General features: G+C 31.0%; 32 protein-coding genes. 14 read left to right on the top strand and 18 right to left on the bottom strand.

The window, feature by feature from the left end; all coding sequences use genetic code 11:
* Positions 1-40: 40 nt before the first annotated feature.
* From HA152_RS05725 to HA152_RS05710, 4 genes are all read left to right on the top strand, one after another.
* Positions 41-1,342, top strand: a complete 1,302-nt coding sequence (locus HA152_RS05725) for a homoserine dehydrogenase (protein ID WP_209134461.1) — start codon at positions 41-43, stop codon at positions 1,340-1,342.
* A 70-nt stretch (positions 1,343-1,412) separates the two neighbouring features.
* Positions 1,413-1,661 (top strand): hypothetical protein, encoded by a 249-nt coding sequence (locus tag HA152_RS05720; RefSeq protein WP_209134459.1) that lies wholly within the window; start codon positions 1,413-1,415, stop codon positions 1,659-1,661.
* A gap of 17 nt (positions 1,662-1,678) precedes the next feature.
* Positions 1,679-3,250, top strand: a complete 1,572-nt coding sequence (locus HA152_RS05715) for an ABC transporter substrate-binding protein (protein ID WP_209134457.1) — start codon at positions 1,679-1,681, stop codon at positions 3,248-3,250.
* Positions 3,243-4,265: an ABC transporter permease gene (locus HA152_RS05710; protein ID WP_209134455.1), complete on the top strand. Its 1,023-nt coding sequence runs from the start codon at positions 3,243-3,245 to the stop codon at positions 4,263-4,265. Before HA152_RS05715 ends, HA152_RS05710 begins: the two co-directional genes overlap by 8 nt.
* Here HA152_RS05710 and HA152_RS05705 read toward each other — a convergent pair.
* Positions 4,262-5,812, bottom strand: a complete 1,551-nt coding sequence (locus HA152_RS05705) for an alpha/beta fold hydrolase (RefSeq protein ID WP_209134453.1) — start codon at positions 5,810-5,812, stop codon at positions 4,262-4,264. The genes HA152_RS05710 and HA152_RS05705 overlap by 4 nt on opposite strands.
* Before the next feature lie 2 nt (positions 5,813-5,814).
* Between HA152_RS05705 and HA152_RS05700 the strand changes: the two genes are divergently transcribed.
* A complete protein-coding gene (locus tag HA152_RS05700) occupies positions 5,815-7,044 on the top strand; it encodes an MFS transporter (protein WP_209134451.1) in 1,230 nt (409 codons plus the stop codon).
* Here the strand turns inward: HA152_RS05700 and HA152_RS05695 are convergent.
* Positions 7,041-7,412: a DUF2834 domain-containing protein gene (locus HA152_RS05695; protein WP_025888552.1), complete on the bottom strand. Its 372-nt coding sequence runs from the start codon at positions 7,410-7,412 to the stop codon at positions 7,041-7,043. The two genes, HA152_RS05700 and HA152_RS05695, sit on opposite strands and share 4 nt — an antisense overlap.
* Before the next feature lie 41 nt (positions 7,413-7,453).
* Between HA152_RS05695 and HA152_RS05690 the strand changes: the two genes are divergently transcribed.
* From HA152_RS05690 to HA152_RS05680, 3 genes are read left to right on the top strand one after another with little or no spacing between them, the layout of a single operon-like run.
* Entirely contained in the window at positions 7,454-8,332 is an 879-nt protein-coding gene (locus tag HA152_RS05690; protein ID WP_209134449.1) for a carbohydrate kinase family protein, read from the top strand.
* Positions 8,333-8,339: 7 nt separating this feature from the next.
* Positions 8,340-8,531 carry a hypothetical protein gene (locus tag HA152_RS05685; RefSeq protein WP_209134447.1) on the top strand — a complete coding sequence of 64 codons (192 nt, stop codon included), beginning with the start codon at positions 8,340-8,342 and terminating at the stop codon, positions 8,529-8,531.
* A gap of 3 nt (positions 8,532-8,534) precedes the next feature.
* Entirely contained in the window at positions 8,535-8,888 is a 354-nt protein-coding gene (locus HA152_RS05680; protein ID WP_209134445.1) for a hypothetical protein, read from the top strand.
* Positions 8,889-8,911: 23 nt separating this feature from the next.
* Here the strand turns inward: HA152_RS05680 and HA152_RS05675 are convergent, their stop codons facing one another.
* The 5 genes from HA152_RS05675 to HA152_RS05655 all read right to left on the bottom strand — a co-directional run bounded on the left by HA152_RS05675 (position 8,912) and on the right by HA152_RS05655 (position 13,416).
* Positions 8,912-9,430 carry a pentapeptide repeat-containing protein gene (locus tag HA152_RS05675; protein WP_209040135.1) on the bottom strand — a complete coding sequence of 173 codons (519 nt, stop codon included), beginning with the start codon at positions 9,428-9,430 and terminating at the stop codon, positions 8,912-8,914.
* Positions 9,431-9,513: 83 nt separating this feature from the next.
* Positions 9,514-9,987: an HNH endonuclease gene (locus tag HA152_RS05670; RefSeq protein WP_209134680.1), complete on the bottom strand. Its 474-nt coding sequence runs from the start codon at positions 9,985-9,987 to the stop codon at positions 9,514-9,516.
* Between the two features lie 174 nt (positions 9,988-10,161).
* Positions 10,162-11,019: a transglutaminase family protein gene (locus HA152_RS05665; RefSeq protein WP_079334596.1), complete on the bottom strand. Its 858-nt coding sequence runs from the start codon at positions 11,017-11,019 to the stop codon at positions 10,162-10,164.
* 11 nt (positions 11,020-11,030) lie between these two features.
* Positions 11,031-11,972, bottom strand: a complete 942-nt coding sequence (locus tag HA152_RS05660; protein ID WP_079334594.1) for an alpha-E domain-containing protein — start codon at positions 11,970-11,972, stop codon at positions 11,031-11,033.
* Position 11,973: 1 nt separating this feature from the next.
* Entirely contained in the window at positions 11,974-13,416 is a 1,443-nt protein-coding gene (locus tag HA152_RS05655) for a circularly permuted type 2 ATP-grasp protein (RefSeq protein ID WP_079334592.1), read from the bottom strand.
* A gap of 129 nt (positions 13,417-13,545) precedes the next feature.
* On the opposite strand from HA152_RS05655, the gene HA152_RS05650 reads away from it, so the two are divergent.
* Positions 13,546-13,782, top strand: a complete 237-nt coding sequence (locus tag HA152_RS05650) for a hypothetical protein (protein ID WP_025914705.1) — start codon at positions 13,546-13,548, stop codon at positions 13,780-13,782.
* A 43-nt stretch (positions 13,783-13,825) separates the two neighbouring features.
* A complete protein-coding gene (locus HA152_RS05645; protein WP_187151064.1) occupies positions 13,826-14,047 on the top strand; it encodes a hypothetical protein in 222 nt (73 codons plus the stop codon).
* 24 nt (positions 14,048-14,071) lie between these two features.
* Here HA152_RS05645 and HA152_RS05640 read toward each other — a convergent pair whose 3' ends face one another.
* A complete protein-coding gene (locus HA152_RS05640; protein ID WP_079323647.1) occupies positions 14,072-14,347 on the bottom strand; it encodes a DNA gyrase in 276 nt (91 codons plus the stop codon).
* Positions 14,348-14,906: 559 nt separating this feature from the next.
* Between HA152_RS05640 and HA152_RS05635 the strand changes: the two genes are divergently transcribed.
* Positions 14,907-15,062: a hypothetical protein gene (locus HA152_RS05635; protein WP_187151063.1), complete on the top strand. Its 156-nt coding sequence runs from the start codon at positions 14,907-14,909 to the stop codon at positions 15,060-15,062.
* Between the two features lie 33 nt (positions 15,063-15,095).
* Here HA152_RS05635 and HA152_RS05630 read toward each other — a convergent pair whose 3' ends face one another.
* The 3 genes from HA152_RS05630 to HA152_RS05620 all read right to left on the bottom strand — a co-directional run bounded on the left by HA152_RS05630 (position 15,096) and on the right by HA152_RS05620 (position 19,089).
* Positions 15,096-16,154, bottom strand: a complete 1,059-nt coding sequence (locus HA152_RS05630) for a WD40 repeat domain-containing protein (RefSeq protein ID WP_079337145.1) — start codon at positions 16,152-16,154, stop codon at positions 15,096-15,098.
* A complete protein-coding gene (locus HA152_RS05625; protein ID WP_209134443.1) occupies positions 16,142-17,497 on the bottom strand; it encodes a CobW family GTP-binding protein in 1,356 nt (451 codons plus the stop codon). The genes HA152_RS05630 and HA152_RS05625 overlap by 13 nt, the downstream gene beginning before the upstream one ends.
* A 77-nt stretch (positions 17,498-17,574) precedes the next feature.
* A complete protein-coding gene (locus HA152_RS05620; protein WP_209134441.1) occupies positions 17,575-19,089 on the bottom strand; it encodes a metal ABC transporter solute-binding protein, Zn/Mn family in 1,515 nt (504 codons plus the stop codon).
* A 139-nt stretch (positions 19,090-19,228) separates the two neighbouring features.
* On the opposite strand from HA152_RS05620, the gene HA152_RS05615 reads away from it, so the two are divergent.
* Entirely contained in the window at positions 19,229-19,999 is a 771-nt protein-coding gene (locus HA152_RS05615; protein WP_032514154.1) for an ABC transporter ATP-binding protein, read from the top strand.
* A 13-nt stretch (positions 20,000-20,012) separates the two neighbouring features.
* Here the strand turns inward: HA152_RS05615 and HA152_RS05610 are convergent, their stop codons facing one another.
* A complete protein-coding gene (locus tag HA152_RS05610) occupies positions 20,013-20,447 on the bottom strand; it encodes a Fur family transcriptional regulator (protein ID WP_209134439.1) in 435 nt (144 codons plus the stop codon).
* 17 nt (positions 20,448-20,464) lie between these two features.
* On the opposite strand from HA152_RS05610, the gene HA152_RS05605 reads away from it, so the two are divergent.
* Positions 20,465-21,250 (top strand): metal ABC transporter permease, encoded by a 786-nt coding sequence (locus HA152_RS05605; protein ID WP_209134437.1) that lies wholly within the window; start codon positions 20,465-20,467, stop codon positions 21,248-21,250.
* Here HA152_RS05605 and HA152_RS05600 read toward each other — a convergent pair whose 3' ends face one another.
* The 3 genes from HA152_RS05600 to HA152_RS10060 all read right to left on the bottom strand — a co-directional run bounded on the left by HA152_RS05600 (position 21,251) and on the right by HA152_RS10060 (position 22,094).
* Positions 21,251-21,397, bottom strand: a complete 147-nt coding sequence (locus HA152_RS05600) for a hypothetical protein (RefSeq protein WP_011863089.1) — start codon at positions 21,395-21,397, stop codon at positions 21,251-21,253.
* Between the two features lie 83 nt (positions 21,398-21,480).
* The gene (locus HA152_RS05595; RefSeq protein ID WP_011376589.1) at positions 21,481-21,729 is read right to left on the bottom strand and encodes a hypothetical protein; all 249 of its coding nucleotides are present in this window, start codon (positions 21,727-21,729) and stop codon (positions 21,481-21,483) included.
* A gap of 230 nt (positions 21,730-21,959) precedes the next feature.
* Positions 21,960-22,094 carry a hypothetical protein gene (locus tag HA152_RS10060; protein WP_280634299.1) on the bottom strand — a complete coding sequence of 45 codons (135 nt, stop codon included), beginning with the start codon at positions 22,092-22,094 and terminating at the stop codon, positions 21,960-21,962.
* Positions 22,095-22,587: 493 nt separating this feature from the next.
* On the opposite strand from HA152_RS10060, the gene HA152_RS05590 reads away from it, so the two are divergent.
* Positions 22,588-22,971, top strand: coding sequence for a DUF1499 domain-containing protein (locus tag HA152_RS05590; RefSeq protein ID WP_209134435.1), 384 nt, complete (start codon positions 22,588-22,590; stop codon positions 22,969-22,971).
* 643 nt (positions 22,972-23,614) lie between these two features.
* On the opposite strand, the gene HA152_RS05585 is transcribed toward HA152_RS05590, so the two are convergent.
* The 3 genes from HA152_RS05585 to HA152_RS05575 all read right to left on the bottom strand — a co-directional run bounded on the left by HA152_RS05585 (position 23,615) and on the right by HA152_RS05575 (position 24,882).
* Positions 23,615-24,022, bottom strand: coding sequence for an OsmC family protein (locus tag HA152_RS05585; protein ID WP_209134433.1), 408 nt, complete (start codon positions 24,020-24,022; stop codon positions 23,615-23,617).
* 128 nt (positions 24,023-24,150) lie between these two features.
* Positions 24,151-24,393: a hypothetical protein gene (locus HA152_RS05580; RefSeq protein ID WP_209134431.1), complete on the bottom strand. Its 243-nt coding sequence runs from the start codon at positions 24,391-24,393 to the stop codon at positions 24,151-24,153.
* 282 nt (positions 24,394-24,675) lie between these two features.
* Complete coding sequence (locus HA152_RS05575; protein WP_025891758.1) at positions 24,676-24,882, bottom strand: hypothetical protein; 207 nt, start codon at positions 24,880-24,882, stop codon at positions 24,676-24,678.
* Positions 24,883-25,014: the final 132 nt, after the last annotated feature.

The following is a 25,014-nucleotide window of genomic DNA, read 5'->3' as shown; positions in this document are numbered from 1 at the left end:
AATAATATAAAATTAAACTCAAAGTTAAAAGAAATAAAAAATGAGAAAATGCAAAATTGGGATTGTAGGTTTTGGAACTGTAGGTTCAGGGATTTATAAAATATTAAATTCTGAAGTTGATTCACATCCAATTCTAAAAGAAATAGAAGTTGCAAAAATAGCAGTAAAAGATCTCAACAAAAAACGGGATATTGAGCTAGATAATAATTTATTAACTGATGATCCATTTAAATTAATTAATGACCCCTCTATCGATGTAATTGTTGAAGTAATGGGTGGGATTGATTTGGCGAAAGATATTATTCTGAAATCATTAAAATTAGGTAAATCTGTTGTTACAGCAAATAAAGCAGTTATGGCAAGATATGGAGAAGAAATATATAAAACTGCATCCAAAGAAGGAGTTTATATATTGTCAGAGGCGGCAGTTTGCGGGGGGATTCCTATAATCGAACCCTTAAAAAGATCATTAAAAAGTAATAGCGTAAAAAAAATGGTTGGGATAATAAATGGCACAACAAATTTTATTCTTTCAAAGATGACAAATGAAAAAGCTGATTACAAGGAGACCTTAAAGCTGGCACAAAGCCTTGGGTATGCAGAATTTGATCCAACTGCAGATGTTGAGGGCCATGATGCAGCTGATAAGATTTCAATTCTTAGTGAACTTGCATTTGGAGGGAAAATTAAAAGAGAGGAGATTCATTCTGAGGGCATTAGTAAAATTAATCTTAAGGATATCGAATATGCCAATAAATTAGGGTTTGAAATAAAACTTTTAGCGCTCTCCGAAAGGGGACAAATTAATAGTAATGATTCACTCGCTTTAAATATTTGGGTAGGACCTTCTTTGATTCCAAAATCTCATCCATTGTCAACAGTTAAGGGAGTTAATAATGCCTTATTGATTGAGGCTGATCCTCTTGGAGAAATAATGTTATATGGTCCAGGTGCAGGGAGTGGCCCAACTGCAGCATCAGTAGTATCAGATATATTAAATCTGCATGCTGCCTCAGTAAAAAATAATAATTCAATCGATCCATTATTATCTTTTGATTTCTGGAGAAACTGCCATATAATAAATTCTTCACAAATAAATAAAAAAAATTACCTTAGAATTATTTGTCTTGATAGTCCAGGTGTCATAGGAAAGATTGGAGATATTTTTGGAAAGAATAATGTATCAATCGAATCAATTGTTCAACTTGATGCTAGTGAGGACAAAGCTGAAATTGTCGTTATTACTCATGAGGTGAATAATGGAGATTTTGAGAGATCGAAAGATGAAATAAATTCGCTAAATGAAGTCAATATTATTGCAAGTCAATTAAGTTGTATTTAAAAAAATAGTTTGCAAATTTCCTTATAGCTTGGTAAACCGAAGAAAGTAAGTGTTTGGTTTTAGCACCTTAATGATTCATTCAAAACTATTAGATAATAATAATGAAGATAATTTAGTTTTTTCTGAAAACCTATATAAAGGTGCTTGTGTAAAAATTAAAAATAGCAATAAGACTTTTCAAGTAATTGGTTTAAATAGAGGTAATGAAATTTGTTGGGTGAGAGAGTGGCCTTTTGCTTGTAATTCTAAAAAAACATTTGCTTTAGAAATTAGTGAAATAACCTTACAAATTTTCTGCTCAAATAATTCTTCAGGATAATTAAGAACTAAGGAAATATGAAAAAAAAAATTGTTTTATCAATATTTATAATTTTAATTTCTTTTTTACAGAATTCTTGCGGCTCAAAAAGAATATCTAAAAAAATCATAGTAGCAAGTTCTGGAAAAATTGAATCTTTAGATCCAGCTAGAGCAAATACTCTTAAAGCAATTCAATTAATCAGTTCTCTTGGAGACACATTATATGAATTAAATTCTAACGGAGAATTAATACCTGAATTGGCCTCGGGGATGCCAGTTATTTCAAAGGATAGACTTCAAATAACAATCAATTTAAGAAAGAATGTTTTTTTTCACGATGGAACTCCATTTAACTCAAATGCTATGAAGTTTACCTTTGATAGATTCAAAAGAATTGGAACGATGAACTATATTTTAGGAAATAAGATTAAATCAATAGAAACGCCAAGTGAATATTCAGTCATAATAAATTTGAATAAACCATCAAGTTCTTTAAATGGTTTACTCACATCAGTAAATTTAACTCCAATATCTCCTACATTTTACAAACAATATTCTGATAAGTTTCTAAATGAAAAATTTGTTGGTACCGGCAAGTATGTGCTGACCAGTTTTTCTAATGAAGTTCAATCAATTGATCCATATTTGAATTATTGGGGTGAAAAGCCTTTAAATAACGGTCTTAATTTTGTGGGATATTCAAATTCGTCCTCTCTTTTTGGGGCTTTAAAAAGTAAACAAATTGACGTGCTTTTATCAAATTCAATTGATGATAGTCAGAGAAAAAGTTTAAATGATTTAAGCAAAAATAAACAGTTTAATGAAGGTAATAGCCCTTTCACTGAATTAAGTTTTATAAGCCTCAAAACTAGTTCTTATCCCTTAAGTAATCTTAATTTAAGACTGGCTTTGGCAAAAAGTCTTAATAGAAAATTGATTAGTGAGAAAGTAAGTTATGGATTAAGGAAGCCATCTAGATCAATTATTCCTCCGATATTAAAAAAAGATAATCAAGAACTGTGGCCTAAATATGATTATTTAGAAGCGAGAAAGTTATTGCAAAAAGAAAATTATTGCAATGGAAATATTCTTAAAATACCCCTTACTTATAGATCGAATGTACCAGCTGACAAGCTTATTGCTCTAACATGGCAAGAAGAAATTAAAAATTATTTGAAAGATTGTATTGATATTGAACTCAATGGGGTTGAATCTACAACAGTTTATAAGAATCTAAGTTTAGGAATTTATACGGCAGTTCTTCTCGATTGGACTGGGGCTTATTCAGATCCAGAGGCTTATCTTACCCCTCTTTTAAGTTGTAATGAAATAGTTGATGGCATATGTAAAAAAGGAGAATCAGTTTACAGCGGTAGTTTTTGGGGATCTAATAAAGTGGAAAGTTTATTTCTTGAGAGTGAAAAAATAAGTGGAATTAAAAGATTAGAAAAACTTGTTGAAATTGAAAAAATAGCAGCAAGTTCAATACCTTATATTCCTATTTGGATCTCCTCTCAAAAAGCATGGTCACAAAATAAAATATCAAAACCTATTTTTAATGGCGCAGGAATAATTTCATTGAGTGATCTTGAGTTAATTAATGAGTAGAAATTTCAATAAACTCCTAAATTATTCCTTATTAAAAATTTCATTAATACCGATAATGTTATGGATAATTTCTTCATTAGTTTTTATTTTATTAAGAGTTGCTCCCGGCGATCCTGTCGATGCCATACTTGGATCTGGTGCAGATGAGGTTTCTAGGGAATTTCTAAGAAATAAATTGGGGCTAAATCAACCTTTAATAAATCAATATTTTTCATATATTAAAAATATATTGAACTTAGATTTTGGCCAATCTCTTAGTACCCAAGAGCCGGTCTTTAATATTATTATAAAGTCATTGCCTGCAAGTCTTGAGCTTGGATTCTTTTCAATATTAAGTGCCATACTAATAGGATTCCCATTGGGATTAATTGGCTTAAGAAATAGAGGGAAAAAGACTGATTATATTGCGAGAATATTAGGAATTGCTACATATGCGATCCCTCCTTTTTGGGGTGCAATGTTAGCGCAATTATTATTTTCTGTATTTTTTAACATTTCCCCAATTGGAGGGAGATTTCCGATATTTCAGCAACAACCCCAAATTACAGGTTTTCTAGTTTTAGATAGTATTATTTCAAATAATATTATTGCCTTGAAAGATAGTCTTTATCATCTCGCACTCCCTTCTATTACCCTTGGCTTTTTATTAAGTGGTATATTCAGCCGCTCATTAAGAGTAAATTTTGATAAGACATTAAAAAGTGATTATGTAAATGCTGCTATATGTAGAGGAATATCGAGGAAAAAAATATTTTTAAACCATGCATTGCCTAATGCTCTACTGCCAATTGTCACTATTTCTGGCTTAACTATGGCCTCTTTAGCAGGAGGTGCACTGTTGTTCGAGGTGACTTTTTCATGGCCAGGTATAGCTTTAAGATTACATGAAGCTATTTCTCAAAGAGACTATACCTTGGTTCAAGGAATTGTAATTTTTACCTCTATGCTTATAGTCTCTCTAAATCTCTTCGTGGATATTTTAATCGCATATTTAGATCCACGAATAGAGTACTAATTTTCAGAAATTTCTTTTATCGTTTCAAGATCTAAAAGATGGAAATCAAGTCCAAAATCTCTTTGGTTTTTAACTACATTAGGGATCTTTTGGTCTTTAATATTTTTTAAAAATTCAACTATAAATTTAGTAGATAAATCTTGTACTAATATTGGCTCTGAACCAATAAAAGATTCACTTATTTTGAAGAGATCATTATTTTCTTCATAGCTTTTATTAATTCTTATTGGAGAGAAATGACTTGCTCCTTCAATAATTAGAAATCTATTTGATGGATTATTTAAAGCATAAAAAACTCTAAATTGTTCATTGATTAACGGTGTAATAAGGTCATAAGTACCACCTATTAGAAGAGTTGGTGCTTTAATGCCTGTACTATTTTCTTTTGGCCATACTAAACTTCCAAATGAATTAAAACCTATAATCGCACTGGCCTTATTAGAGTTGTTTTTCTTAGGGAATGGTATTTCACTCAACTGACATTGAAGTAATTTTGATAAATTTGTTACCGCAAAGTCTTTTAATGCCGAATCACATTTTTCCTCTAGTTGATCAGTAGGTTTCTTGCCTTCATATAAAAGTGCTATTAAAGCACCAAGTGAATGCCCCATTAAAATATAAGAATTATTAGGTAAACCAAATTCTCCATTTTCATGAGCTTTCAATACAGCATCTAAATCTTTAATTCTATATAAGTAAAAGTCTGCACTTCCTGGTATTGTTTCCTTACCATCGAGTACTTCTATGAATGATTCTAAATTACTCCCTCTATGATCTATGAATAATATTGGCCAGCCTCTTCTGGCCAATTCGTTACCAATCCATTTGAAATTATTAATTTCGCCTCCAAGTCCTGGCATAAATATTATCAATTCTTTATCAAAATTTGTTTTATTGCTTTTCCATATTTCAATTTCAAAAGGTTTCACTCGGTGAGGAGCATAAATTTTTTTTTCAATTTTTATTAGATCTTTAGTTGATTTTTTTTCAGTATTTTTAAAGGCATTTTGTTTAGTTCTTTCAAGTTGATTTAATTTGGACAAAAGTTCTTGTTGCATTGATAATTCATTTTTCCAAGATGAAATTATTAAAATTAGATTATCAATATCCAGTGAAATTTCTTCTGATGGTAATGCCTTTATGATGTCTAAAGTTGAAACTTCTTTTTTTTGATCTAATAAATTTTCTATAGTGTTATATATTTCTGTTCCATTATTGTCATTTGGAACTTTAATGCTTTTGCTTAATTCTGTAAGAATTTTACGCCCTATCCAACTTCTTAATATTTCTCTATTTAATCCCTCTTCTTTGAAAACTGGAAATTCTAAAAATTTTGATAATTCAAAAACTCTTATAAAACCATTTTTTTTTAACCAATCTATTAATTCTGTTGAATTATCTTTGTATTTTTCTAATTTTGATAATTGTTCTATAGTAAGAGGGATTTCCATCTCTTCGAACTTAATATTTATCTTTTCAGCAGCCTTTAAACCATTATTTAAAAATAAACCACAAAAACTAAAAAAAATTATAAAAATGTATTTCACTAGTGATTAGTCCAAATAGTTTACAAATTAGCAAAAATTGGTGGATTCAATTTCCTTATCATTTGAGGTTAATAACCAAGATAAGATTTTTCGCTGCATTTGGAGCAGGAGGTGTTATTTATTTAACATCACTTATTTTTAATAACCTAGGATTATCGGCGACAGATATTGGCCTGGGATTTACCATTTCAGCAATAATTGGAACCGTAACAAGACTCTTTACAGGTAATTATCTTAATAAAACGGGAAAAATACAATTTCCGATAATTACTTCTTCAATACTAAGTATTGCCGCTAGCTTATGCCTCTTTTTTTCAAGAGATACTTTTTTGTACATAATTGGACAATCACTTGTTGGGGCTGCTGCAGGAATATATTGGCCTGCTGCCGAGTTTGGCGTGCCCTATTTTTGTCATCCTATCGAAACACGTAAAGCTTATGCCCTTGTTAGAAGTTCTGAGGCTTTAGGAATATTTCTAGGGGTATTCTTAGGGGGTTATATGACGAATTTTTTGTATTCTAAATCAATATTTATAAATGATATATTTTGCATGTTAGTTATCACGTATTTAATATCTAGAAAAAGTTCGTCTATAAAAAGAAACTTAGAAAATTTTCAAAAAAAATTAGTAGATCCAATTAATCAGGGACAATTGAAATGGAATAAAAATTCAACAATTATAATTTTATCTATTTTATTGATAACTACCTCTTTAGCCTTGATACAAGTAACTTTGCCTCTGGATCTTGTTAAAGGTGGAGTATATCGTAATGCATTAAGCAAAGAAATTATTAGTCTTATAATTTCTATTCAGTTAATTTTATTGTTGTTTTTACAATGGCCTGTCGGTTCTTGGATATCTAAGAAAGAAAGATTATTTGGCTTGAAATTTAGTTTAATAAATTTCTCTTTCGCTTCATTTTTATTATTTATTTCTAGTTATTTAAATATCCCAGCGTTTTATTTAATTTCTTTGGCATTGATTTTAGTAAGTTTAGGGACTGCTTCATTTCTTCCAACATCAACAGATGTCGTTTTCAGAATAGCTCCTTCAAATAAAAAAGGTTTTGCACTTGCTCTATTATCACAATGCTTCGCTATGGGTTATTTTTTTGGACCATTTATTTCAGGACGCATATTAGATCTATTTGGTTATGCTTCAATAATCTGGCTTTCAATTTCTTGTTGTTGCTTTATTGCCTTTACAATTCTATTTAAGAGATTATTTTAATTAATCTTTTCTAATTCAATAATTCTTCTCTCTCTAAGAAATAAGAAAAAAGGTGCAGAGAATGCGAAGGCTATAAGAAAAGTTCCAATGTATACAACCCACATATTCTTCATGTTTAGTTTTTTTGATTCATTTACTATCCATATAAAAATAGCGCTTGCACCTACTAATAAGTCTCTAGAAATTGACTGAGCTGCAGGGTTTGCATTCGCTAAAGAAATGAAGTTATTTATATCAAAGCTGTTTCCATATTCCCTAGCAAATTCGAAATTTGCCAACATTGGCAGAACAGCTCCCAAAATTGATAGAAAAAGGTAAAGAAAAGATAGTATCTGTTTATTATCTTTTAAAATGTTAAATGAATTCACTTGTCAAAAATATTTCTTTTAATAATAGTATTTAAAAGCTTATGATTGTTGACAAGAATAATAAAGTTGAAGACTATAAATTTAAAAAAGGAAATTTAAATTTTGCCGTTATTGGTCATGTTGAGTGGATAAATTTTTTAAAGGTTGATCAATTACCAAAACCCGGAGTTATTTCACATTCTGAAAAGTCCCTTGAGTATCCAGCTGGTGGTGGATCTATTATCGCGAAAATACTTTCTGATTTAACTTTAAACCAAATTCATTTTTTTACGTCATTAGGTAATGATGATTATGGAGATAAGTGTTTCAAGATTCTTTCAAATATGGGAATTAAGTTGCATGTAGCTTGGCGTGATAAACCAACTAGAAGAGGATTTAGTTTAATTGACTCTCAAGGTGAAAGAGCAATAACAGTTATTGGAGAAAGGTTAGCTCCAACTCATAAAGACAATTTAGAATGGAACATTTTAAAAAAAATGGACGGAATTTTTATTACTGCATCTGATTCAGAGATTTTTAAAATGGCCAGATCAGCTTCAATACTGTGTACAACACCAAGGGTAGGATTAAATACAATTAATAATTCAAATGTTCTTTTAGATGGATTAATAGGCAGTAATCTTGATCCCGGAGAAGTTTTTTCTTTTTCTGAATTATCGTTAAAACCGAAATATACTGTTAAAACTGAGGGAGAGAAGGGAGGCATAATATTCCCAGGAGGAAGATATAAGGCTCATAAAAACAAAAAATTAAAGGTTGATTCTTATGGATGTGGTGATTCTTTTGCCGCGGGTATTCTTTATGGAATGGCATCTAAATGGGATATAGATAAAAGTTTAAATCTTGCTAAAGTAATGGGAAGAGACGCTAGTGAATTTTTCGGACCATATGCAAATAATGATGAAAAAGAATTGAATTAACACTTACATGAGCAATCCAGATAATAAAAATAAAAATATTCTTGTAGAGAACATTATTGTTTTCTTTTTATTTATTGTTTTTTTGGTTTTTAAATCTTTGAAAACTTTATCTAGAATTTTTACTTATGGAATCTTAAGAAAAGAAATATTAACTACTAAAAGTAACTTAGGAGTAGATATTAAAATAAAAATTAAATAGTTAATGAATATATTTTTATTTTTTCTAATTTTAGGAGTTATTTTTTTTGTCTACAAAAAAGTTAAATATAAAAAACCAAAGAACTTGAAATTAAATAAATTTAAAAATAAACTTCAAAGCACGCAAACAAATATTGAAAGAATTTTTTTAAGAGAGGAAGAAAAAACCTTTTCAAACCCTAATATAAATATTTATATTGGGAGTTATGATAATGAAGAAAATATTAATAGGAAATCTAATATTCACAGAGCAAGGCTTTCAAAATTTAAGAAATCCAAATTAAATGGTGAAATGATATTTCAAGATGATGAACAAAGGATTTATAAATTTAATAATGGTAAGAAAGTTTATTTATAAAAAGTTTACTTATAGTTTTTGTTCTAACTACACTCAAGACTTTCTCTGGTTGAAACTCCTGTTGTTGGATTGATCCCATCAGCAATTTCACAAAGATTTCTTTGATCTTCGCTGTCAAGAATAGCGTAAGAAAAATCTGCTCCTTCTATTTGAGCTCCTGCAAAACTGCTACCTGATGCGATCATATTTATTAAAACAGCATTTCTAAGATCTGTTTTTTGGAAATTAACTCGATCAGAAAGAGTATCTGTCAGGTCGATTCCATTTAAATTAGAACCTTTTAAATCAGATAGGGTTAAGGTTGTCCCATGTAAATCAACGTCACTAAAATCTGCATCTCTTGCCACTGCTCCAGCTATAGATGACAAATGAAGATCTTCTCCATGGAAATCAAATCCTGTAATATTAGATCTTACATAACTTGGAACTTCATCTCCCTCGCCCTTAACAGCTACATTTGCCCCAGCAAAAACTGGAGAGGATAAAACTAAGAAAGAAAAAGTTATGCATAAAAGATATTTTATAAATCTGAAAAATTTCATACTATAGAATTCGAATATCATTATTTTATAACAATTAGATAATTTTTAAAATTGATATATAAATTTGGAACCCCTTTTTAAAATTATTTAACACTATAAATTTTAAACCTAGGTTCTAGATTGGTTATACAATCTAAAAGTTTTTTATTATCTTTGCTATTCGTAACCTTGAATTCAGATTCAACTGTACCGCCTTCATCTCTAATGGCTTGATTTAAAACGATGGAACCATTTTCGTCAGATACCGATCTATGAAAAGTTCCTCTAGGTATCCTTAAAATATATCCGCAAGATTCTAATCTAACTTTATAAAAAGGGTAATCCCAACCAAAATTGACAAGAAAAAATGTTCTACCCCCAGAGATAGCTAATAGATTATCTTCTTGATTGTGATGTATGTAAAATTGCCAATTCTTAAATTCTTCATCATCTGGAGGACTAACTGCAGGCCCACTGTGAATAACTAGATCTCTATAGTTTGATTCATTAACACTAATATCAAAAAATCTTACATCTTTTGTATCGCGAAATTTTTCATAACTTATCAATTCAAACATTTTCGATTTGTTTGATTTGATAACTGGAATTTCTAAACTTGAGTTCAATTTTCTTTAAATATTAAACAAATAAAAACAGATATATATATCCAAGAACGTATCAATTAACACTAAAAAAGAAACATATTATTATTTATATTTTTTTGTTATTTAAAAAGCTTAAAAATTTAGTGTTTATTTAATTTCAAGAGGTTTGATTTCCCAGGATAAAGTATTTTCTAAATTATTTTTTCCTATAAAGTTTCCTGTAATTACAGAGGTTAAATTAGATTTTGAAGAGGATACCAATGTTAAATATCTATCATCTATTAATCCTTTTCCGCTTGGATCAAAACCTCTCCAACCAGCACCTGGAATATATAGTTCGGCCCAAGCGTGTAAATCCAACTCAGATGGTAACGGATCTTCAAAATGATAACCACTTACAAACCTGCTTGGGATACCTATAGACCTGCAAGCTTCAACCATCAGCATTGCTAAATCTCTGCATGAACCTATACGTTCTCTAAGTGTTCTACTAGCCGGCCATGCTGGGCCTGTATGTCTTTTGGTATATTTGACCCGATCTTGAATAATCTCTATTAGCTGGTAGGTAAATGATAATGCGTTATTAATGCTTCCTGCTAAGGCTTCTTGGGCAAGTTCTACGGCAGATGGATCATGTTGTCCATTAGGCATCCATCCCTCTAATGCTCCCTGTAAATCTCTGTTAATAATGCTTCTACAAAAAGGTAATGTTAAATCTCTATTTTTAACTCCATCAATAATGTTTGGATGTTTTATAGTTTCAACTTCGCTAATTGATTCAATAATTAAATTATCTGTTAATCCATTGAATCTGATTCTATTAATCTCTTCTCCGCTGGCAGCAAGTAATGGATAAATAATTTCTGGTTCTGGGGTTATTTTTAATTCAAAATTCTTTAGTTTTTGGAAGCCATTTGACCTTGGCTTTATACACAATCTATGCTCGCCTAATTGAACAGGTACTTCATATTTATATTCAAGTTTGTGAATGTATTTAATTCTCATTAAAAAACTTATTAATTGATAAAGTATTTTTCTTGAATGAGATCATTTAATTTATTCAAATCAATTTGCAATGAATCGATTGCCTCATGTAAACCATCATTAATTATATCTTCAATTCTGATATAACTCCACTTTGCTTTGAGCAAGCCTCTCATGCATTCTAATTCTGAAGGGTTTTCCAGAGATGGAGAGTTATCTATCATCTTAAGAGTATTGCTTATCCCATCAAGACAGTATCTTATTGATCTCGGAAAAATTGGATCCAGTAAAAGGAATCTTGCAACTGATTCAGGCTTAATAGAATTTTGCTCTGCTTTCCTAAACATTTGATAAGCTCCAGCGGAACGTAAAAGAGCAATCCATTGCAACTCATCAAGAACACCTCCAAGTTCATCTAGGCTGGGTAGAAGTAAATAATATTTAACATCTAAAATTCTCGATGTTTTATCAGCTCTCTCAACTAATCTTCCAAGAATGCTAAATCTCCAAGCAAGGTCTTTGCTTAAAGTCGCATCTGTAATTCCATAAAAAAGCTGACATGCTCTCCTTATTTCACTTAATTGTTCTTGTCTTGGCTTATTCCATATTGCTTCTCCTTCTTGCATATTCCAATATAAAATATTAATTTGCTCCCACATTTCTGTTGTCAACACGTCTCTTATTTGTCGTGCGTTTTCTCTAGCTAATTGAATACAAGAAATTATGCTGTTTGGATTTAAACGATCTCTTATTAAAAAATTTATAACGTCATCAGGCTTTTTTTCTGGGAATCTTTTATCAAAAGATTCTCTGTCGCTTGAAGCATCAATTAACGGGAGCCAAGGCTCTGCACTTCCTGGTGGACAATCTAATGACATTGCTTCACTTACTTCCACAAAACGAGATATATTTTCTGCTCGTTCTAAATAACGATTGATCCAATAAAGAGATTCTGCTACACGACTTAAAAGCATATTATTTACCTACAACCCATGTATCTTTGCATCCTCCACCTTGAGAAGAGTTTACGACTAATGATCCTTTTTTTAATGCTACCCTCGTAAGCCCGCCAGGACTAACCCATGAATCTTTTCCTCTCAAGATATATGGTCTTAAATCAACATGGCATGGATATAGTTCTCCATCACATAACGATGGTACAGTAGATAATTCTAATGTTGGTTGTGCTACGAAATTTCTAGGATTTTTTCTAATTTTATTAGCAAATTCTTCTATTTCACTTCTTGTTGAGTGAGGTCCAATTAACATTCCATATCCACCAGCTTCAGCGACAGACTTAACAACAAGTTTTGGTAAATTTTCTAGAACGTATTCCCGATCCTTTTCGTAATGACAAATATATGTTTCTACATTTTTAATAATAATTTCTTCATCAAGATAATATTTAATCATTTTTGGAACAAAAGAATAAATCATTTTGTCATCTGCTATCCCAGTCCCAGGGGCATTTGCTAAAGCAACATGACCAGCCTTGAAAACATCAAGCAATCCGCTAACACCAAGGCAGGAATCTTTTCTAAAATTAAGAGGATCTAAAAAATCATCATCAATTCTTCTGTAAATGACATCTACCCTCTTTAAACCGGAGGTAGTTTTTAAATATACATAATTATCATTACAAATTAAGTCATGACCCTGTACTAATTGGATGCCCATTTCTTGCGCTAAATAACTATGTTCAAAATATGCACTATTAAAAATTCCAGGAGTTAGTAGAACTATTTTGGGAGTGTCTGTCCAAACAGCAAGTTCTTGAAGGGTTTTTAAAAGATATGATGGATATTCATCAATTGGTTTTACTATTCTTCCAGAAAAAAGATTAGGGAAAATATTTTTCATAACTAATCTATTTTCTAAAAAATAAGCAACCCCAGAAGGACACCTTAAATTATCTTCTAAAATATGCCAATCTCCTTTTCTGTCTCTTATTAAATCAAGTCCCGAAATTTGACACCATTTATTTAATGGAGGTTTGAAACCTATCATTTGAGGTCTCCAACCTTCTGAACTCTCGATTAACTCTCTTGGAATTATTCCATCATTAATTATATTTTGAGAATTATAAATATCGTCTAGGAATAAATCAATTGCCTCAAGCCTTTGTTTTAAGCCTTTTTCTAATGTTACCCAATCATCTTTACTTATTATTCTTGGCAGTGGATCAAAAGGTAATATTCTCTCAGTACCTTTTAAACCAGTATCGTTTAATCTGAAAGTGGCACCATGTCTTAATAATAATTTTTTTGCTGCAGAATGATTCCTGTTTAACTCTTCAAGACCCATATTATCTAAAGAGGACAGAAGTGGAATTAATATTTCTCTTGCAGAGTTGACGTTATCTTTAAAGTATTCATCAAAACTATTTTTTGGACGATAGCTTGAAAACATATATTTCATGGTTTAATAACTTTTACTTTAGCTTCAAATCTTTATTCGTATTTATGGCTACAAAAAAAAACATCCCCTAACTCGATCTATTTCTTTATTTTGATCATTGAAGTATATTTTTTAAAAATCTAAAAAAGTATGAATTCTAGTAATTGGCAATTTGTTTTTTTTAGATATTTCGCAAGCTTTCTTTTTATTCTCTCTCACAGTTTGCTTGTCCTTGATCATTTACCTATTGGGGCGGCACTCCATGGACTTGGAGAAGTTTTTATTGCTCCTTGGGCTTTTAGGGAGAGAGCATGGGATCTTGTTGTTATTGCAGTTTTATTTTTCTTCTTTGATATCTGGGGACTTATAAACACTCCCTGGAATTAACTGATATTATTTATTTACTAATTCCGAGAAAATCATAATAAAAATGAAGTCTTATTTTATTCAAATTTTTAAAATAATTTTTCTTTTATTACTTACGAATAGTTCCAATTTATATGCACATAATTTATTTAATGGTGGTTGTAAAGAACATTGTGGGCAAAAAGTTAAAGTAATAAGTAATAAAAACAAATTAAAAAATATTGATGATCAACTAAATATTGAGAGTAAAAATTCTTGTTTAAATAAATCATTATGTAGAGGTTGACCATTCGAGATTTTTAAAATTGTTTTATGAAATTATTTCTTTGATAATGATCATTAAAGTACCATTTGCTTGATAATTTTTATTAGGAGGATTTAATTGATTTTTAATTAAAAAAATAAAAGTATATATCAACGGTAAAAGTAATGATGAAGCAGCAACTAAAGCGATTATCTGGTTCAACCTAATAAATGGTTTTTTTACAAGTTCCTCTCCACACAAGCCACAAATCAAATTCCCTTTTGAGGTTTGTTTTTGAAATTGATATTTAGGATTGCAATATGGGCAATAATATCGAACCATTTTTAAATTTTATTGTTTTAATCATTATCTATAAAACTAGAAGAAAGTCATCTTATAAAAAAAAGAGGGCTTACTTAAACCCTCTTTTATCTCTTACTTATATTTTTTACTGAAGTTATTAACGCACCTAAATCATGGATCCTTGTCGCTAACTTCTTTTAAGCTAATTCTCACCAAAATTAACTAATTGTCTTTAACTGGGGCAAAAACTCTAGAATTAAGCTTGTTTCTTAAAGGGCACCTAAACGATGCAGAAGAAGGAAGCTTAGACATTAATAAAAAATAATTGGAGCAGTTAATTAAATTAGTTCGGGTTATTCCGAAATTTCAGGCAGGCTATCGATCATTTTGAAAGACCTCCTAGAACTCAACAATATAAAATTAGGAAAATATTTCTCTAAAGACAATCCGTTTTTATACGCATTGCTTTTTAATTAAAAATGTCCGAGAGTAGTAATCATTCGCGTTAATTTTTTTGAGATATTTTTAGTAAGTTTTGCTTATTTCCTTTGATATTTAATTCGATTATCTTGATTTTAAATAATTGAGGAACTCTTTTATGAATCATTCGAAAGAAGTTATTAAAGCTGATCAATCTAATCCTATAGACGAATATTTTCAATGTCTCTCATATTGCGATATTCACCCAAAAGGTATAGATAATGACTGTGAAGTCATCTGTATGGAAAGACATTTAAAAGCTAACTATTGGTAGTTTGAATTATTTTATTTTCCTGCTTAAATTCCTTCAAAAAGAATTAGTACGAACTTTAAATTTCCAAACATTTACTACACCTTTTGCGTTAACTGCAGCTAGTGCACAATCATCAGGTCTCCACGAAAGTGCACCCACTAAATCGCCTGCGAATGCAGCCCCAACTGGGTCACCATTACCGTCTTTTTTTAGAAAACTTGCGACAACAGAACCATCTCTAGATCCGGAAGCTACAAGCATGCCTTTATTTGAAAAGGCTAGGCTAGAAATAGGTTCGGTATGGTGCCATAGCTCTCCAGGCATAGTCCCCTCGGGACCGTCACCTATAAAGCTCCACACTGTAATTCTTTCACTGCCACTAGTTGCCAGTAATTTTCCACTATCGTCAAAAGAAAGGTGACTGGGTTTCCCTGGGTATCCTGTCATTTCAGCATCCATTCCGGTTGATCTTCTCCAAAAATGAACTGAATTGTCTTGACTCCCGCAAGCGACTATATCACCATCAGGACTTAATTCCATTGAGACTAATGATCCTTGCCACTCGAGCTTTTGATTCGTTTTATTATTTACTATGTCAAAGAATGTTACTCTCCCGTAGCAGGCTGTAGCTAGCTCATTATTGTTTGACCATTTTATTGCACTCACTGTGCTTGGATGATCATCTGATACCCATTTTTCTTCCCCAATTTCATTAAAAACATATACTTTTTTTGAAGAAGCTGCTGCAAGAAATAAGCCATCATTTGACCACTTAAGATGCTCTACCCAAGCCTTGCCAAGATCGAGAGTTTTAATTACTTTACCTTCGTGACAATTATATATTTGAATATTTCCATCTTGACCGGAAGTTGCAAAAATCTCTCCTTCTGGATGAATGGACATTGCTAATAGACCAGCAGAGTGTGTATTTTCTTTTTTCCAAATAATTTTCCCAGTATCTCCTTCAAAGGCAAAAATACCTCCTGCTACATCCCCAACAATGAATAACTTTCCTTTAGTAGCCCAACCACAAACTATGGCATAATCATTAACTTCAGCTGTCCATCCCTCGTGGAACATGCCTCTTGGGCTAAATGATTCTATATCAGGCATTTTTCAAAACCTTCTTTCATCTCTTTCTCGTCCAAATTTCTACCTATAAAAACAAGTTGGTTTCTACGAGGTTCGTTACCCCATTCCTTATCAGGTTGCGCTGTAAATAACATATGTACCCCTTGGAAAACTATTCTCTGTGGGTTGCCTGAGTAGCTAATGAAACCTTTAGTTCTAAATATATCCACCCCTTTTTCAGAAAGAAGTCTGCCCAACCAAGTATTAAGTTTTTCTGGATCAACATCTCCAAATCGTTCAATTGCAATGGACGTTACTTCATCATCGTGCTCGTGCTCGGCTTGCCAGAATCTTTCAATATTAAATGGGATCTCTTTTGAATTATTGTCTTCACTTTTAATGATTTTCATATTGAATTCTTCAGCAGTGTGCTGTGTATATAAACCTATCTTTGATCCCTTTTCGATATTTAATATAAATGATTTATTTCCTTTATCCTCCAATTTAAGGTTTATATGTTCTCCAAATGGAATGATATTACCAGGTTCTAAGCTTTTAGCTTTTTCTGCATAAAGTCTTACGCAGGATTCAGCACCATCTTTAAGTTCTTCTTCACTCTCACTTTGATTAGCGAAAGCTACTAATGACATTTCTGGATCGGGACCTTCTTCTAGCATTAATTCATATTTACCTGCAGCAAGGTCGTAAACACCTGTCCATTCAAAAGGATATTCTGGTTCAAGAAATGTTGGTCTGCGTTTAAGGATTTGATCTAGATCAAATGCACTTAGATTTAGGACTGTTTCGATTGGTACTTGGGCATTCTCGGCTCTAATGATTCGAGTCATTCGGTTCATATCTCTCAATCTCGATTCAAGAGTATCTAGTGCATCATCAGAGACTAAATCAGTTTTATTAAGGACAAGAACATCTGCAAACGCAACTTGTTCTGAACTTTCATCACTTCTTCCTAGCTGCTGATCAATATGAGCAGCATCAACTAAAGTTACAATTCCATCAAGAGTAAATTCAGAACTAATTTCTTCATCCATGAAAAATGTCTGCGCGACTGGCCCAGGATCTGCTAATCCGGTCGTTTCTACTAAAACATAGTCAAACTTATCTCTTCTTTTCATAAGGTTGCCAAGGACTCTTATCAAATCACCGCGAACAGTACAACAAATGCACCCGTTTGACATCTCAAACACTTCTTCATCGGCATTAATTACGAGCCCTTGATCTATCCCTACTTCACCGTATTCATTCTCAATTACGGCTATTCTTTTCCCGTGCTCTTCACTTAGTATTCTATTAAGTAAAGTAGTTTTCCCTGAACCTAGAAATCCAGTGAGAATAGTAACTGGAACTTTATCTTTGATGCTCATTTACTGATTTTTACCAAATAAACAATAGTTTAATAATAGTAATAATAAGAAATGAAAACCGTTTTTATTAGAAAAATTTAATCTGAAAGTTTATACCATTCAGACTCAAGATTGGAGCCAGATTCTTTATCACAGCTTCCACCTAATGAATCAACAATTGTACAAGTGTTGTGAACGGCTACTGAAACCGTATTACCATCCATCATCAATCCATCAACGAATATTTGATTAGAAGCTAAAGGAACTGAACTTTGTCTACTTAAGTTCCTTAATAACTTAGATGCTGGAATTTGTTCAGGAAATATCGCCTGAACTTTCTCTTCATCTAACATTTTTAAAGTAGAACTTATGTTGTCTGGCCTTAAGCTTGAGGAGTCTCCAAGAAAGTCAAGTAAACTAATGGTTTCAAAACCAAATGCATCCCCGTAGTATTCCATTGCTTTGTGTTTAGAGACAATTACTCTGTTTTCCTCAGGAATAGAGCTTACTTGTTCGACGATCCAACTATCTAAGCCTTCTAAGAGAGAATCAGCTTTTTCGAATCTTTCATTAATTAGTTTTCTGTCACCTCTATTAAAAACTGAAATATCTTTCTTTAAACTTTTGCTTATAAGATCTCCCATTTTTATGATGTTATGTGGATCATGCCATACATGTGGATCTAGACCTCCATGGTCATGATGGTGATGCCCCTCTCCTTCGTCTGGAACTTGTGCTATTGGTTCTACATCACTATTTGAAACGTCTTTAAAAAAGTGTTGAGTTGCTTCAAACTCAAAAGGCATGTGTTCAGTAAAAAATATATATTCACCATCTTCTTTGATATCCACGTTAAAAACAGTACTTTCTTTTCTTTGATCAAAGTTAAGAACAAAAGCTTTATTACTTGCTATCAAAGTTCCATCATTTTTTCTGCTTATTGAGTCTTTAGATCCTAATAATTCTTTGGCTAAATCTTCAGACCCTTCTATGTCATTAGATTTGAGAATCACCATCTTCATTGCAGGATCTGCATATTCGCCATCGACTTTTTCAAATGACCATTTGTATGAACCCTTAGAAAGCTGGAATTTACCTGCCCATTCGAAAGCACCCTCAGCATGATCATCATGACCTCCATGATCAGAATGATCATCTACCTTAGCTGAATGTTCAGCATGATCGTCATGTCCGCCATGGTCTGAATGGTCATCGTGACCTTCATGATCAGAATGATCATCTACGTCTATTGCACTAACACCTACAACAATAGTATTCTTTTTACTTTCCCAATTTCTCATACTTGGAGTCATTTCTTTGCCAAGAGTGAATACTTTGTCTGCGCTATTTAGTAATTGAGCTTGTCTTGGATTGATCTTTAAGTCATGAACATCCTGTTTTCTATCTACTAAGCATGTAACTTCGTCAGATGGTAAAGCAATAGATTTAACTAAATCACAAACTAGTGGTTCTACTGCTACGTATGACTTCCCTTTAGCCATTACATCCTGCCCAAAACCAGAAAATATAATCGTTCCAGCGATTACGGAATTTTTAATAATTGACTTACTTGAACATGTTTTATTTGATAAAAGTCTTTTAAAAATTGACATAAAAAAATTATTAAATACTTAAAAATGATAATCATTTTCATTACACCTGACAAGAAAAGGTATCAAATGTTATGAAAATAATACGCAGCTTGTATTATTGGTAAGCTTGTAAAGTGACTTTTTTCATGAAGATTAATTAATGGCTACTTTAGTCGCTGAAAATTTAACATTTGCATACACAGAAAAAAGTAAGCCAGCTTTAAATAAGGTATCGGTTGAGATTAAACCTGGAACTCTAACAGCGCTAGTAGGTCCAAATGGTGCCGGAAAATCAACTCTTTTGAGGATATTGCAAGGACAAAATACTCCAGATAAAGGCGAAATAAAAATTGATGGTGAAAATTTATATAGATCTAGAGCTCTAGTGGCACTTATGCCTCAAAGAAGTTCTATGAATTGGAAGTTTCCCATTACAGTTGAAAAATTGGTATCTCTTGGTCAAATAAAGTATTCAAAATCAAGAAGTAATAACCCCTTTCAAATCAAGGCTCTTCTAGAATATCCTAATTCTTGGATTAATAAATGTTGTGAATTAGAAGCGACAATGCAAAGAGTAGGAATTGCTAATTTGGCTAATAGAAGACTTGATTCTCTTTCAGGAGGACAGCAACAAAGAGCTCTATTAGCAAAAACTCTTATGTCCCCTGCAAAAATATTTCTTCTGGATGAACCTTGTGCGGCATTGGATCCCCCCGCAAAAGAGGACTTCCTGAAAATTGTTCGTCAACTCGCAGATGCGGGACTTTCTTTGCTAGTAAGTAGCCATGATTGGGGCGAGTCTCTAAATAACTACGATCAAGTAATCGTTCTTGATAAAAGTGTTTTAGCAGTTGGTAGTCCTGATCAAATAAAAGATAAATTAGATGCGATAAACATAAGCTCTATAAAGGAAAATAATTTCTGTGATTAGAAAATGTTCCTTATTAATTTTGAGCTTGATAACAGTTTTGGCAAAGGCCGAAATATTCGAGTGTATGAAACAAAAGTTGAAACTTTCTTGGATTTTTTTTAGGGGCATGAATATCTTTAACAGGACAACCTTCCATTTTCGACGTCTCTCCGCATTGAACGCAGGTCAAATGATGAATGTCTCTATCTACGGGAGTATAAAGAACCTCTCCTGTTGGGAGATGTCTAGAACGAATTAAACCATGCTTTATAAGAACTTGAAGATTCCTGTAAACAGTTGTCAGTCCCATAGCTTTTCCGCTTTCAATCAATTGTCTATGCAACTCTTGACCGCTCAGTTCATCCTCGCATTTATTAAGTTCTTCAAGAAGTTGTTCTTGTCTTTTGGTAATGTCAGACTTAGTTACCATTGCTTCCAAAATCTTTTTTTGCCTCGTATTTTTGATCATACCGAATCTTTCGAATAATGTCTTTTATTAATAACAACTGGTGGTTGGTTCCATTAATAATAACTATATTTTCTGGGATCTTATGCCCAGCGATGGGAACTGTATTAATCACCCATAAGAGATTATTACAAGTTAATTTAATCTCTCATTGCGTGTTGCCTGGACTTGCTCTCGCATTAGCGCTTGGAATTCACCCTTCAATTGGTGGTGTTATAAGTGGTCTTTTAGGCTCGGTAATTGCGGAAAGTTTAACCAATAGAAAAAGTGAAAATTATGAAGCAGTTATGAATACTATTCTCGCTGGAATGCTTGGATTTGGGGTCCTTATAATCCCTTTACTCGGAATAAGGATTGATTTGGAGGCAGTATTATTTGGCGATTTATTGACAGCAAATTTTGGAGATTTACTTAGAACAATAATTGCTTTTTTAGTATTTATAATTTTAATGACTTTTGGATATGAAAAGGTTGTTTATGTTGGATTAGATCCAGAAGGTGCATCCGCAAGTGGTATAAACGTTTCTTTATTAAATCTTGCTTTGAGTTTTACAACGGCATTAGTAATTGTTAGTTCAATGTCAGCAGTGGGAGTGATTCTTGTAATTGCTCTTCTTTCTACGCCAACTTTGTTAGGGCTAAATAAGGCTCATAGTTTAAGAATTGCAATGATGAGGTCTTCATTTTTTGGATTATGCATCTCACTTCTGGGATTTATTCTCTCTATAGTCTTCAATCTTTCGCCTGGGCCTGCAATTAGTGTTATTTGTGTTGCATCTCTTTTGATTCCTAAGCTTCGCAAATAATTAAATCTTAAATGTCCAATCAGAGTTTAATGCTTGTGCTTCTGGATTGTTTTTTAAAGCTACTTCCATAGCCTCTTTTTTATTATTAGCTATAACAACTTCATCAAATTCCTTTCCATTTTTTTTGAGACTTACTTTGAAACGCATAAAAAATTTTTAATTAATCAAAAGTTAACCACTAAGCAACTAGATTTAAATACTTTTAAAAGTTAATTGATGAAATAGAAACTTTAGTTATTTTGAAGTTTTTCTACTACAGATTCTTTCTCAATCTTAGCAACATCCTGTAATCCATTAGCATCAAACCAAGGAGCGTTTTCCCAATTAAATCCTTCTCCAAAAGTATTATCTGGAGCAGCTACATACCAGTGACATGATGAATCGGGAACATCTACAGCACATTTTGACCAGTCAGCTTCCCATTGTGGAACTTGTACCCACATTACAGATGCTAATAAAAAAGAAAAAATAAAATTCATAATTATCGGTTAGCAAAATTTTGAAAGATTCTTTTCACATTCTTTCTTTCTTTTCTTCCAGTAATTTTCAAGTATTTGATATTTATGCTTATTTTTAAATTTACTTAAATGAATATTATGCTGATTAAGAATTGAAGTATTTTTGATTTTCATGACTCAAGCTGTCTATGTAGAACATATTTAAGACATTTTATAGATTTTTTGAAGTGAATTTATACTTAATTTTTGTCTTACTTTTGTGTAGGTAAGTATTTTTCGGGATTATTTTCAATATAAGTTAGCGAATATTTGACAACACCTACTATTACTGAAAAAAGAGCAATTGCCGAAATAATAAAAATAATTTTTTTGTAAATGCTTTTCATGAATTTATTATGTTTTTACATTATTTTTTTTCATCAACGCCCAATTTTTCTGAAAGATTTAAATAATTAGTAATTTATACTGTAGCCTTTTAAATTACCTACGGAGTAAATTTAATACATCAGAAACTCCTCACACACTTTTTTCTGATAACTTTAAAAGTACTCGACCGCAATGTTTGAGTACTTTTTGTATTTTTGAGATGTGACAGTTAAGATAGAGGTCTATTAAGCATTACATATTTTGAATTTTGGTGTGATATTAGGTGTGTGTGTAGGAGGAATTGATTTATTTCAGTGGAAACAAGGAAACACTTGATATAAATCAATTTTAAAAAGATCTCTCTCTGAGGGATCTTTTTTTTTTGGAGATTATTAGAAATTCATATTAAATTCCGAATATAAAAACATTTATGCTTTCTTCCAAAAAATTATGTCGTCATTACAAATTAGTAATTTAATTCGTTAGATTATAATTCGTTAAATTTTTCTGTTAATGCAAATACTTTTTTTAGCAATTTTAATTTGTTCAAGCTTTTTATTCCCTTCTTCATCATTTGCCTCACATGTAGAACTAAAACCTTGTGTAGAGATTGCTCATTGTGTACGGGAAGAATGGGAGGTTAACAATATTGAGAAACCTTTTGAAGAGATTAAAGCATTTATCGAAAACACTCCAAGAACTGAGATAGTAGAAATTGATGGCGATTACCTTCATGCTGAGGCGACCAGTAAATGGATGAAGTATGTAGACGACTTAGAAGTATCCTTTCTACCTGAATCAAACATCTTATCAATAAGATCAGAATCAAGAGTTGGAGAAAGTGATTTGGGAGTGAATCAAAAAAGAGTTGATTTACTAAAATCCAAAATGTTTTAAGATAAAAAAAGTTAAAAAAAAATTATTTGTTTTTATTGTTTTTTGTATAACTTTGTCATTTAAAAAAAAAATTAGCAGATAAAAAAGTGATAATTATCATCATGTCCTGATAAAGGCTAATTTATTAGATTTTCTCTAAAAAGATGATCATAAATTTTATATATTTATTGCTATCTAGTTTTGTTTTTTTCTGGTTTTATATAAACATTAAAAAAAATGGACTTAAATGGATAATAAAAGGTCTTTTTCAAATTGGAATATTGGTATTATTTGTTGGAGGGTTTTTCAAAATATTTTTCACCTTACCACCTAATTTATTTATAAAAATAGTTTTTCTTATTATTTATACATGGTGCACTGTTGGGATAAATGTAAATTTCATGATCCCTTTGATTAGTTTGATTGACCAAAAAATAGTGAAAAAATAAAACTAAAATATGCCTTAATTTTTAGTACAAAAATAAATCTATTTCCTTAATCTGCATTATTAAAATTTATAAGATTTATTATTTTTTTTGGAAAGTCTTTTTCTTGTATACCTAGTCTTTAATGCCAAGTCTGTCATTATATATATTCCAAATAAAAGAATGACTATTCCGATAAAGTATTTCATTATTTTTTATGTAGTTACTATGTTTGAGATTTATTCATGATGCCAATTAATTTGAATATCTATTTCTTGAGATAAATTTCTTGTAACTGGACATTCTTTGGAAGCTTTTTTCAAAAAATCAATAGTTTCATCAGAAGTGCTCTCTGGTATAAAAATATCTATTATTAGTTCTTTTATCTTCCTCTCGCTATTTTGTGTCATTACTTTTTCAATGTTTAAAAATATACCTTTCAAATCAAATCCTTTCGATTTAGCTTTGATTGCCATAATGGTTAGCAGGCAAGTACCTAGAGATGTTGCTAATAAATCAGTTGGGGAAAAACTTTCACCTTTTCCGCAGTGATCTAAAGGTGCATCAGTTCTAATAAGACTTCCAGATTGTAGATGAATAGCCTCACAGTTTAAATTTCCTAAATAAGAGCATTTAACTTTAGTCATTTTAGAAAATTAAATTAGGAAAATATTATTAATAAAAAAACTATGGAACATAACAAGATTATTTATGAGAAATTTTTTATTTGCATATTAGTGGAGTATTAAGGAAATTCATCATTCAAGTTTTGAAATCAGTTTTTATATCCATATTCCTCTATGCAATACTCAATTAATTCAATTGATTTATTAAGAGTTCTTTTATTTTTATTTTCTAGATCGAAGCATTCATTTAGAACACGTATAGATTCATTTAAAAATGATTCTTCTTTATTTTTTAAATTTTTAACTTGATTTATATAAATTAATTTTTTAATCCCAATAAGGGAAAATATGATTATTAATATTGTAAAAATTGCTATTTTGAATTTATTCATACAATTAGTTATTACAAATATTTTAATTTATTTAATATCTAAAAACTTTGCATAGCTTATAGAACTAAGTAATTACATATGTAGCTGCTGTTATTGCTATAGCAGTAATTGAAATGAAGATGTATGGAACAACCTTTAAAGGTATATATAGATTATTTTTGGACATAACTAGAACCTTTATAAAAAATAATTACATTCCCTTTAAACTTTATAAGTCTTCAAATATACAAATTAATTTTCTTTGTATAAATTCAATCCTTTTAAAGATTAACTAATTTATATTCATTGAATTTTCATTAAATAAAGTATCTCTAAATCCTGTCTAGAGTCCGATATTTTTCTTTTTAAAAAGATTAATTCTTCTTGGCTCATTTTTGATTCTTTTATCATCAATTCTGCTTGTTCAATAGCATGTTCTATATTTCTAATTTTAATTTCTCTTATTGAGGGATCATCTTTACATGCTTTTTTAGTATTTGCATCTAACATATGTACGAAAAAATCACCTTGAATATAATCTTATTTAAAACTTCATTATGCTACAACCGCAAATTTAATTAAAATAAATTATTATCAAGTTAAGAACTTTAACCTTAGCTAACCCTCTCTTCAATTGATCGA

Source organism: Prochlorococcus marinus XMU1412 (assembly GCF_017696315.1).
Classification (GTDB): domain Bacteria; phylum Cyanobacteriota; class Cyanobacteriia; order PCC-6307; family Cyanobiaceae; genus Prochlorococcus_A; species Prochlorococcus_A marinus_AF.
The sequence above is the reverse complement of the archived record's forward strand: the minus strand, read 5'-3'. Positions and strand labels throughout refer to the sequence as shown.

Bases quoted from the DNA above. Each gene is read 5' to 3' on its own strand.
- HA152_RS05725 (WP_209134461.1), top strand. From the start codon at position 41: ATGAGAAAATGCAAAATTGGGATTGTAGGTTTTGGAACTGTAGGTTCA.
- HA152_RS05720 (WP_209134459.1), top strand. From the start codon at position 1,413: ATGATTCATTCAAAACTATTAGATAATAATAATGAAGATAATTTAGTT.
- HA152_RS05715 (WP_209134457.1), top strand. From the start codon at position 1,679: ATGAAAAAAAAAATTGTTTTATCAATATTTATAATTTTAATTTCTTTT.
- HA152_RS05710 (WP_209134455.1), top strand. From the start codon at position 3,243: ATGAGTAGAAATTTCAATAAACTCCTAAATTATTCCTTATTAAAAATT.
- HA152_RS05690 (WP_209134449.1), top strand. From the start codon at position 7,454: ATGATTGTTGACAAGAATAATAAAGTTGAAGACTATAAATTTAAAAAA.
- HA152_RS05685 (WP_209134447.1), top strand. From the start codon at position 8,340: ATGAGCAATCCAGATAATAAAAATAAAAATATTCTTGTAGAGAACATT.
- HA152_RS05680 (WP_209134445.1), top strand. From the start codon at position 8,535: ATGAATATATTTTTATTTTTTCTAATTTTAGGAGTTATTTTTTTTGTC.
- HA152_RS05675 (WP_209040135.1), bottom strand. From the start codon at position 9,430: ATGAAATTTTTCAGATTTATAAAATATCTTTTATGCATAACTTTTTCT.
- HA152_RS05670 (WP_209134680.1), bottom strand. From the start codon at position 9,987: ATGTTTGAATTGATAAGTTATGAAAAATTTCGCGATACAAAAGATGTA.
- HA152_RS05665 (WP_079334596.1), bottom strand. From the start codon at position 11,019: ATGAGAATTAAATACATTCACAAACTTGAATATAAATATGAAGTACCT.
- HA152_RS05660 (WP_079334594.1), bottom strand. From the start codon at position 11,972: ATGCTTTTAAGTCGTGTAGCAGAATCTCTTTATTGGATCAATCGTTAT.
- HA152_RS05655 (WP_079334592.1), bottom strand. From the start codon at position 13,416: ATGAAATATATGTTTTCAAGCTATCGTCCAAAAAATAGTTTTGATGAA.
- HA152_RS05650 (WP_025914705.1), top strand. From the start codon at position 13,546: ATGAATTCTAGTAATTGGCAATTTGTTTTTTTTAGATATTTCGCAAGC.
- HA152_RS05645 (WP_187151064.1), top strand. From the start codon at position 13,826: ATGAAGTCTTATTTTATTCAAATTTTTAAAATAATTTTTCTTTTATTA.
- HA152_RS05640 (WP_079323647.1), bottom strand. From the start codon at position 14,347: ATGGTTCGATATTATTGCCCATATTGCAATCCTAAATATCAATTTCAA.
- HA152_RS05635 (WP_187151063.1), top strand. From the start codon at position 14,907: ATGAATCATTCGAAAGAAGTTATTAAAGCTGATCAATCTAATCCTATA.
- HA152_RS05630 (WP_079337145.1), bottom strand. From the start codon at position 16,154: ATGCCTGATATAGAATCATTTAGCCCAAGAGGCATGTTCCACGAGGGA.
- HA152_RS05625 (WP_209134443.1), bottom strand. From the start codon at position 17,497: ATGAGCATCAAAGATAAAGTTCCAGTTACTATTCTCACTGGATTTCTA.
- HA152_RS05620 (WP_209134441.1), bottom strand. From the start codon at position 19,089: ATGTCAATTTTTAAAAGACTTTTATCAAATAAAACATGTTCAAGTAAG.
- HA152_RS05615 (WP_032514154.1), top strand. From the start codon at position 19,229: ATGGCTACTTTAGTCGCTGAAAATTTAACATTTGCATACACAGAAAAA.
- HA152_RS05610 (WP_209134439.1), bottom strand. From the start codon at position 20,447: ATGATCAAAAATACGAGGCAAAAAAAGATTTTGGAAGCAATGGTAACT.
- HA152_RS05605 (WP_209134437.1), top strand. From the start codon at position 20,465: ATGTCTTTTATTAATAACAACTGGTGGTTGGTTCCATTAATAATAACT.
- HA152_RS05600 (WP_011863089.1), bottom strand. From the start codon at position 21,397: ATGCGTTTCAAAGTAAGTCTCAAAAAAAATGGAAAGGAATTTGATGAA.
- HA152_RS05595 (WP_011376589.1), bottom strand. From the start codon at position 21,729: ATGAATTTTATTTTTTCTTTTTTATTAGCATCTGTAATGTGGGTACAA.
- HA152_RS10060 (WP_280634299.1), bottom strand. From the start codon at position 22,094: ATGAAAAGCATTTACAAAAAAATTATTTTTATTATTTCGGCAATTGCT.
- HA152_RS05590 (WP_209134435.1), top strand. From the start codon at position 22,588: ATGCAAATACTTTTTTTAGCAATTTTAATTTGTTCAAGCTTTTTATTC.
- HA152_RS05585 (WP_209134433.1), bottom strand. From the start codon at position 24,022: ATGACTAAAGTTAAATGCTCTTATTTAGGAAATTTAAACTGTGAGGCT.
- HA152_RS05580 (WP_209134431.1), bottom strand. From the start codon at position 24,393: ATGAATAAATTCAAAATAGCAATTTTTACAATATTAATAATCATATTT.
- HA152_RS05575 (WP_025891758.1), bottom strand. From the start codon at position 24,882: ATGTTAGATGCAAATACTAAAAAAGCATGTAAAGATGATCCCTCAATA.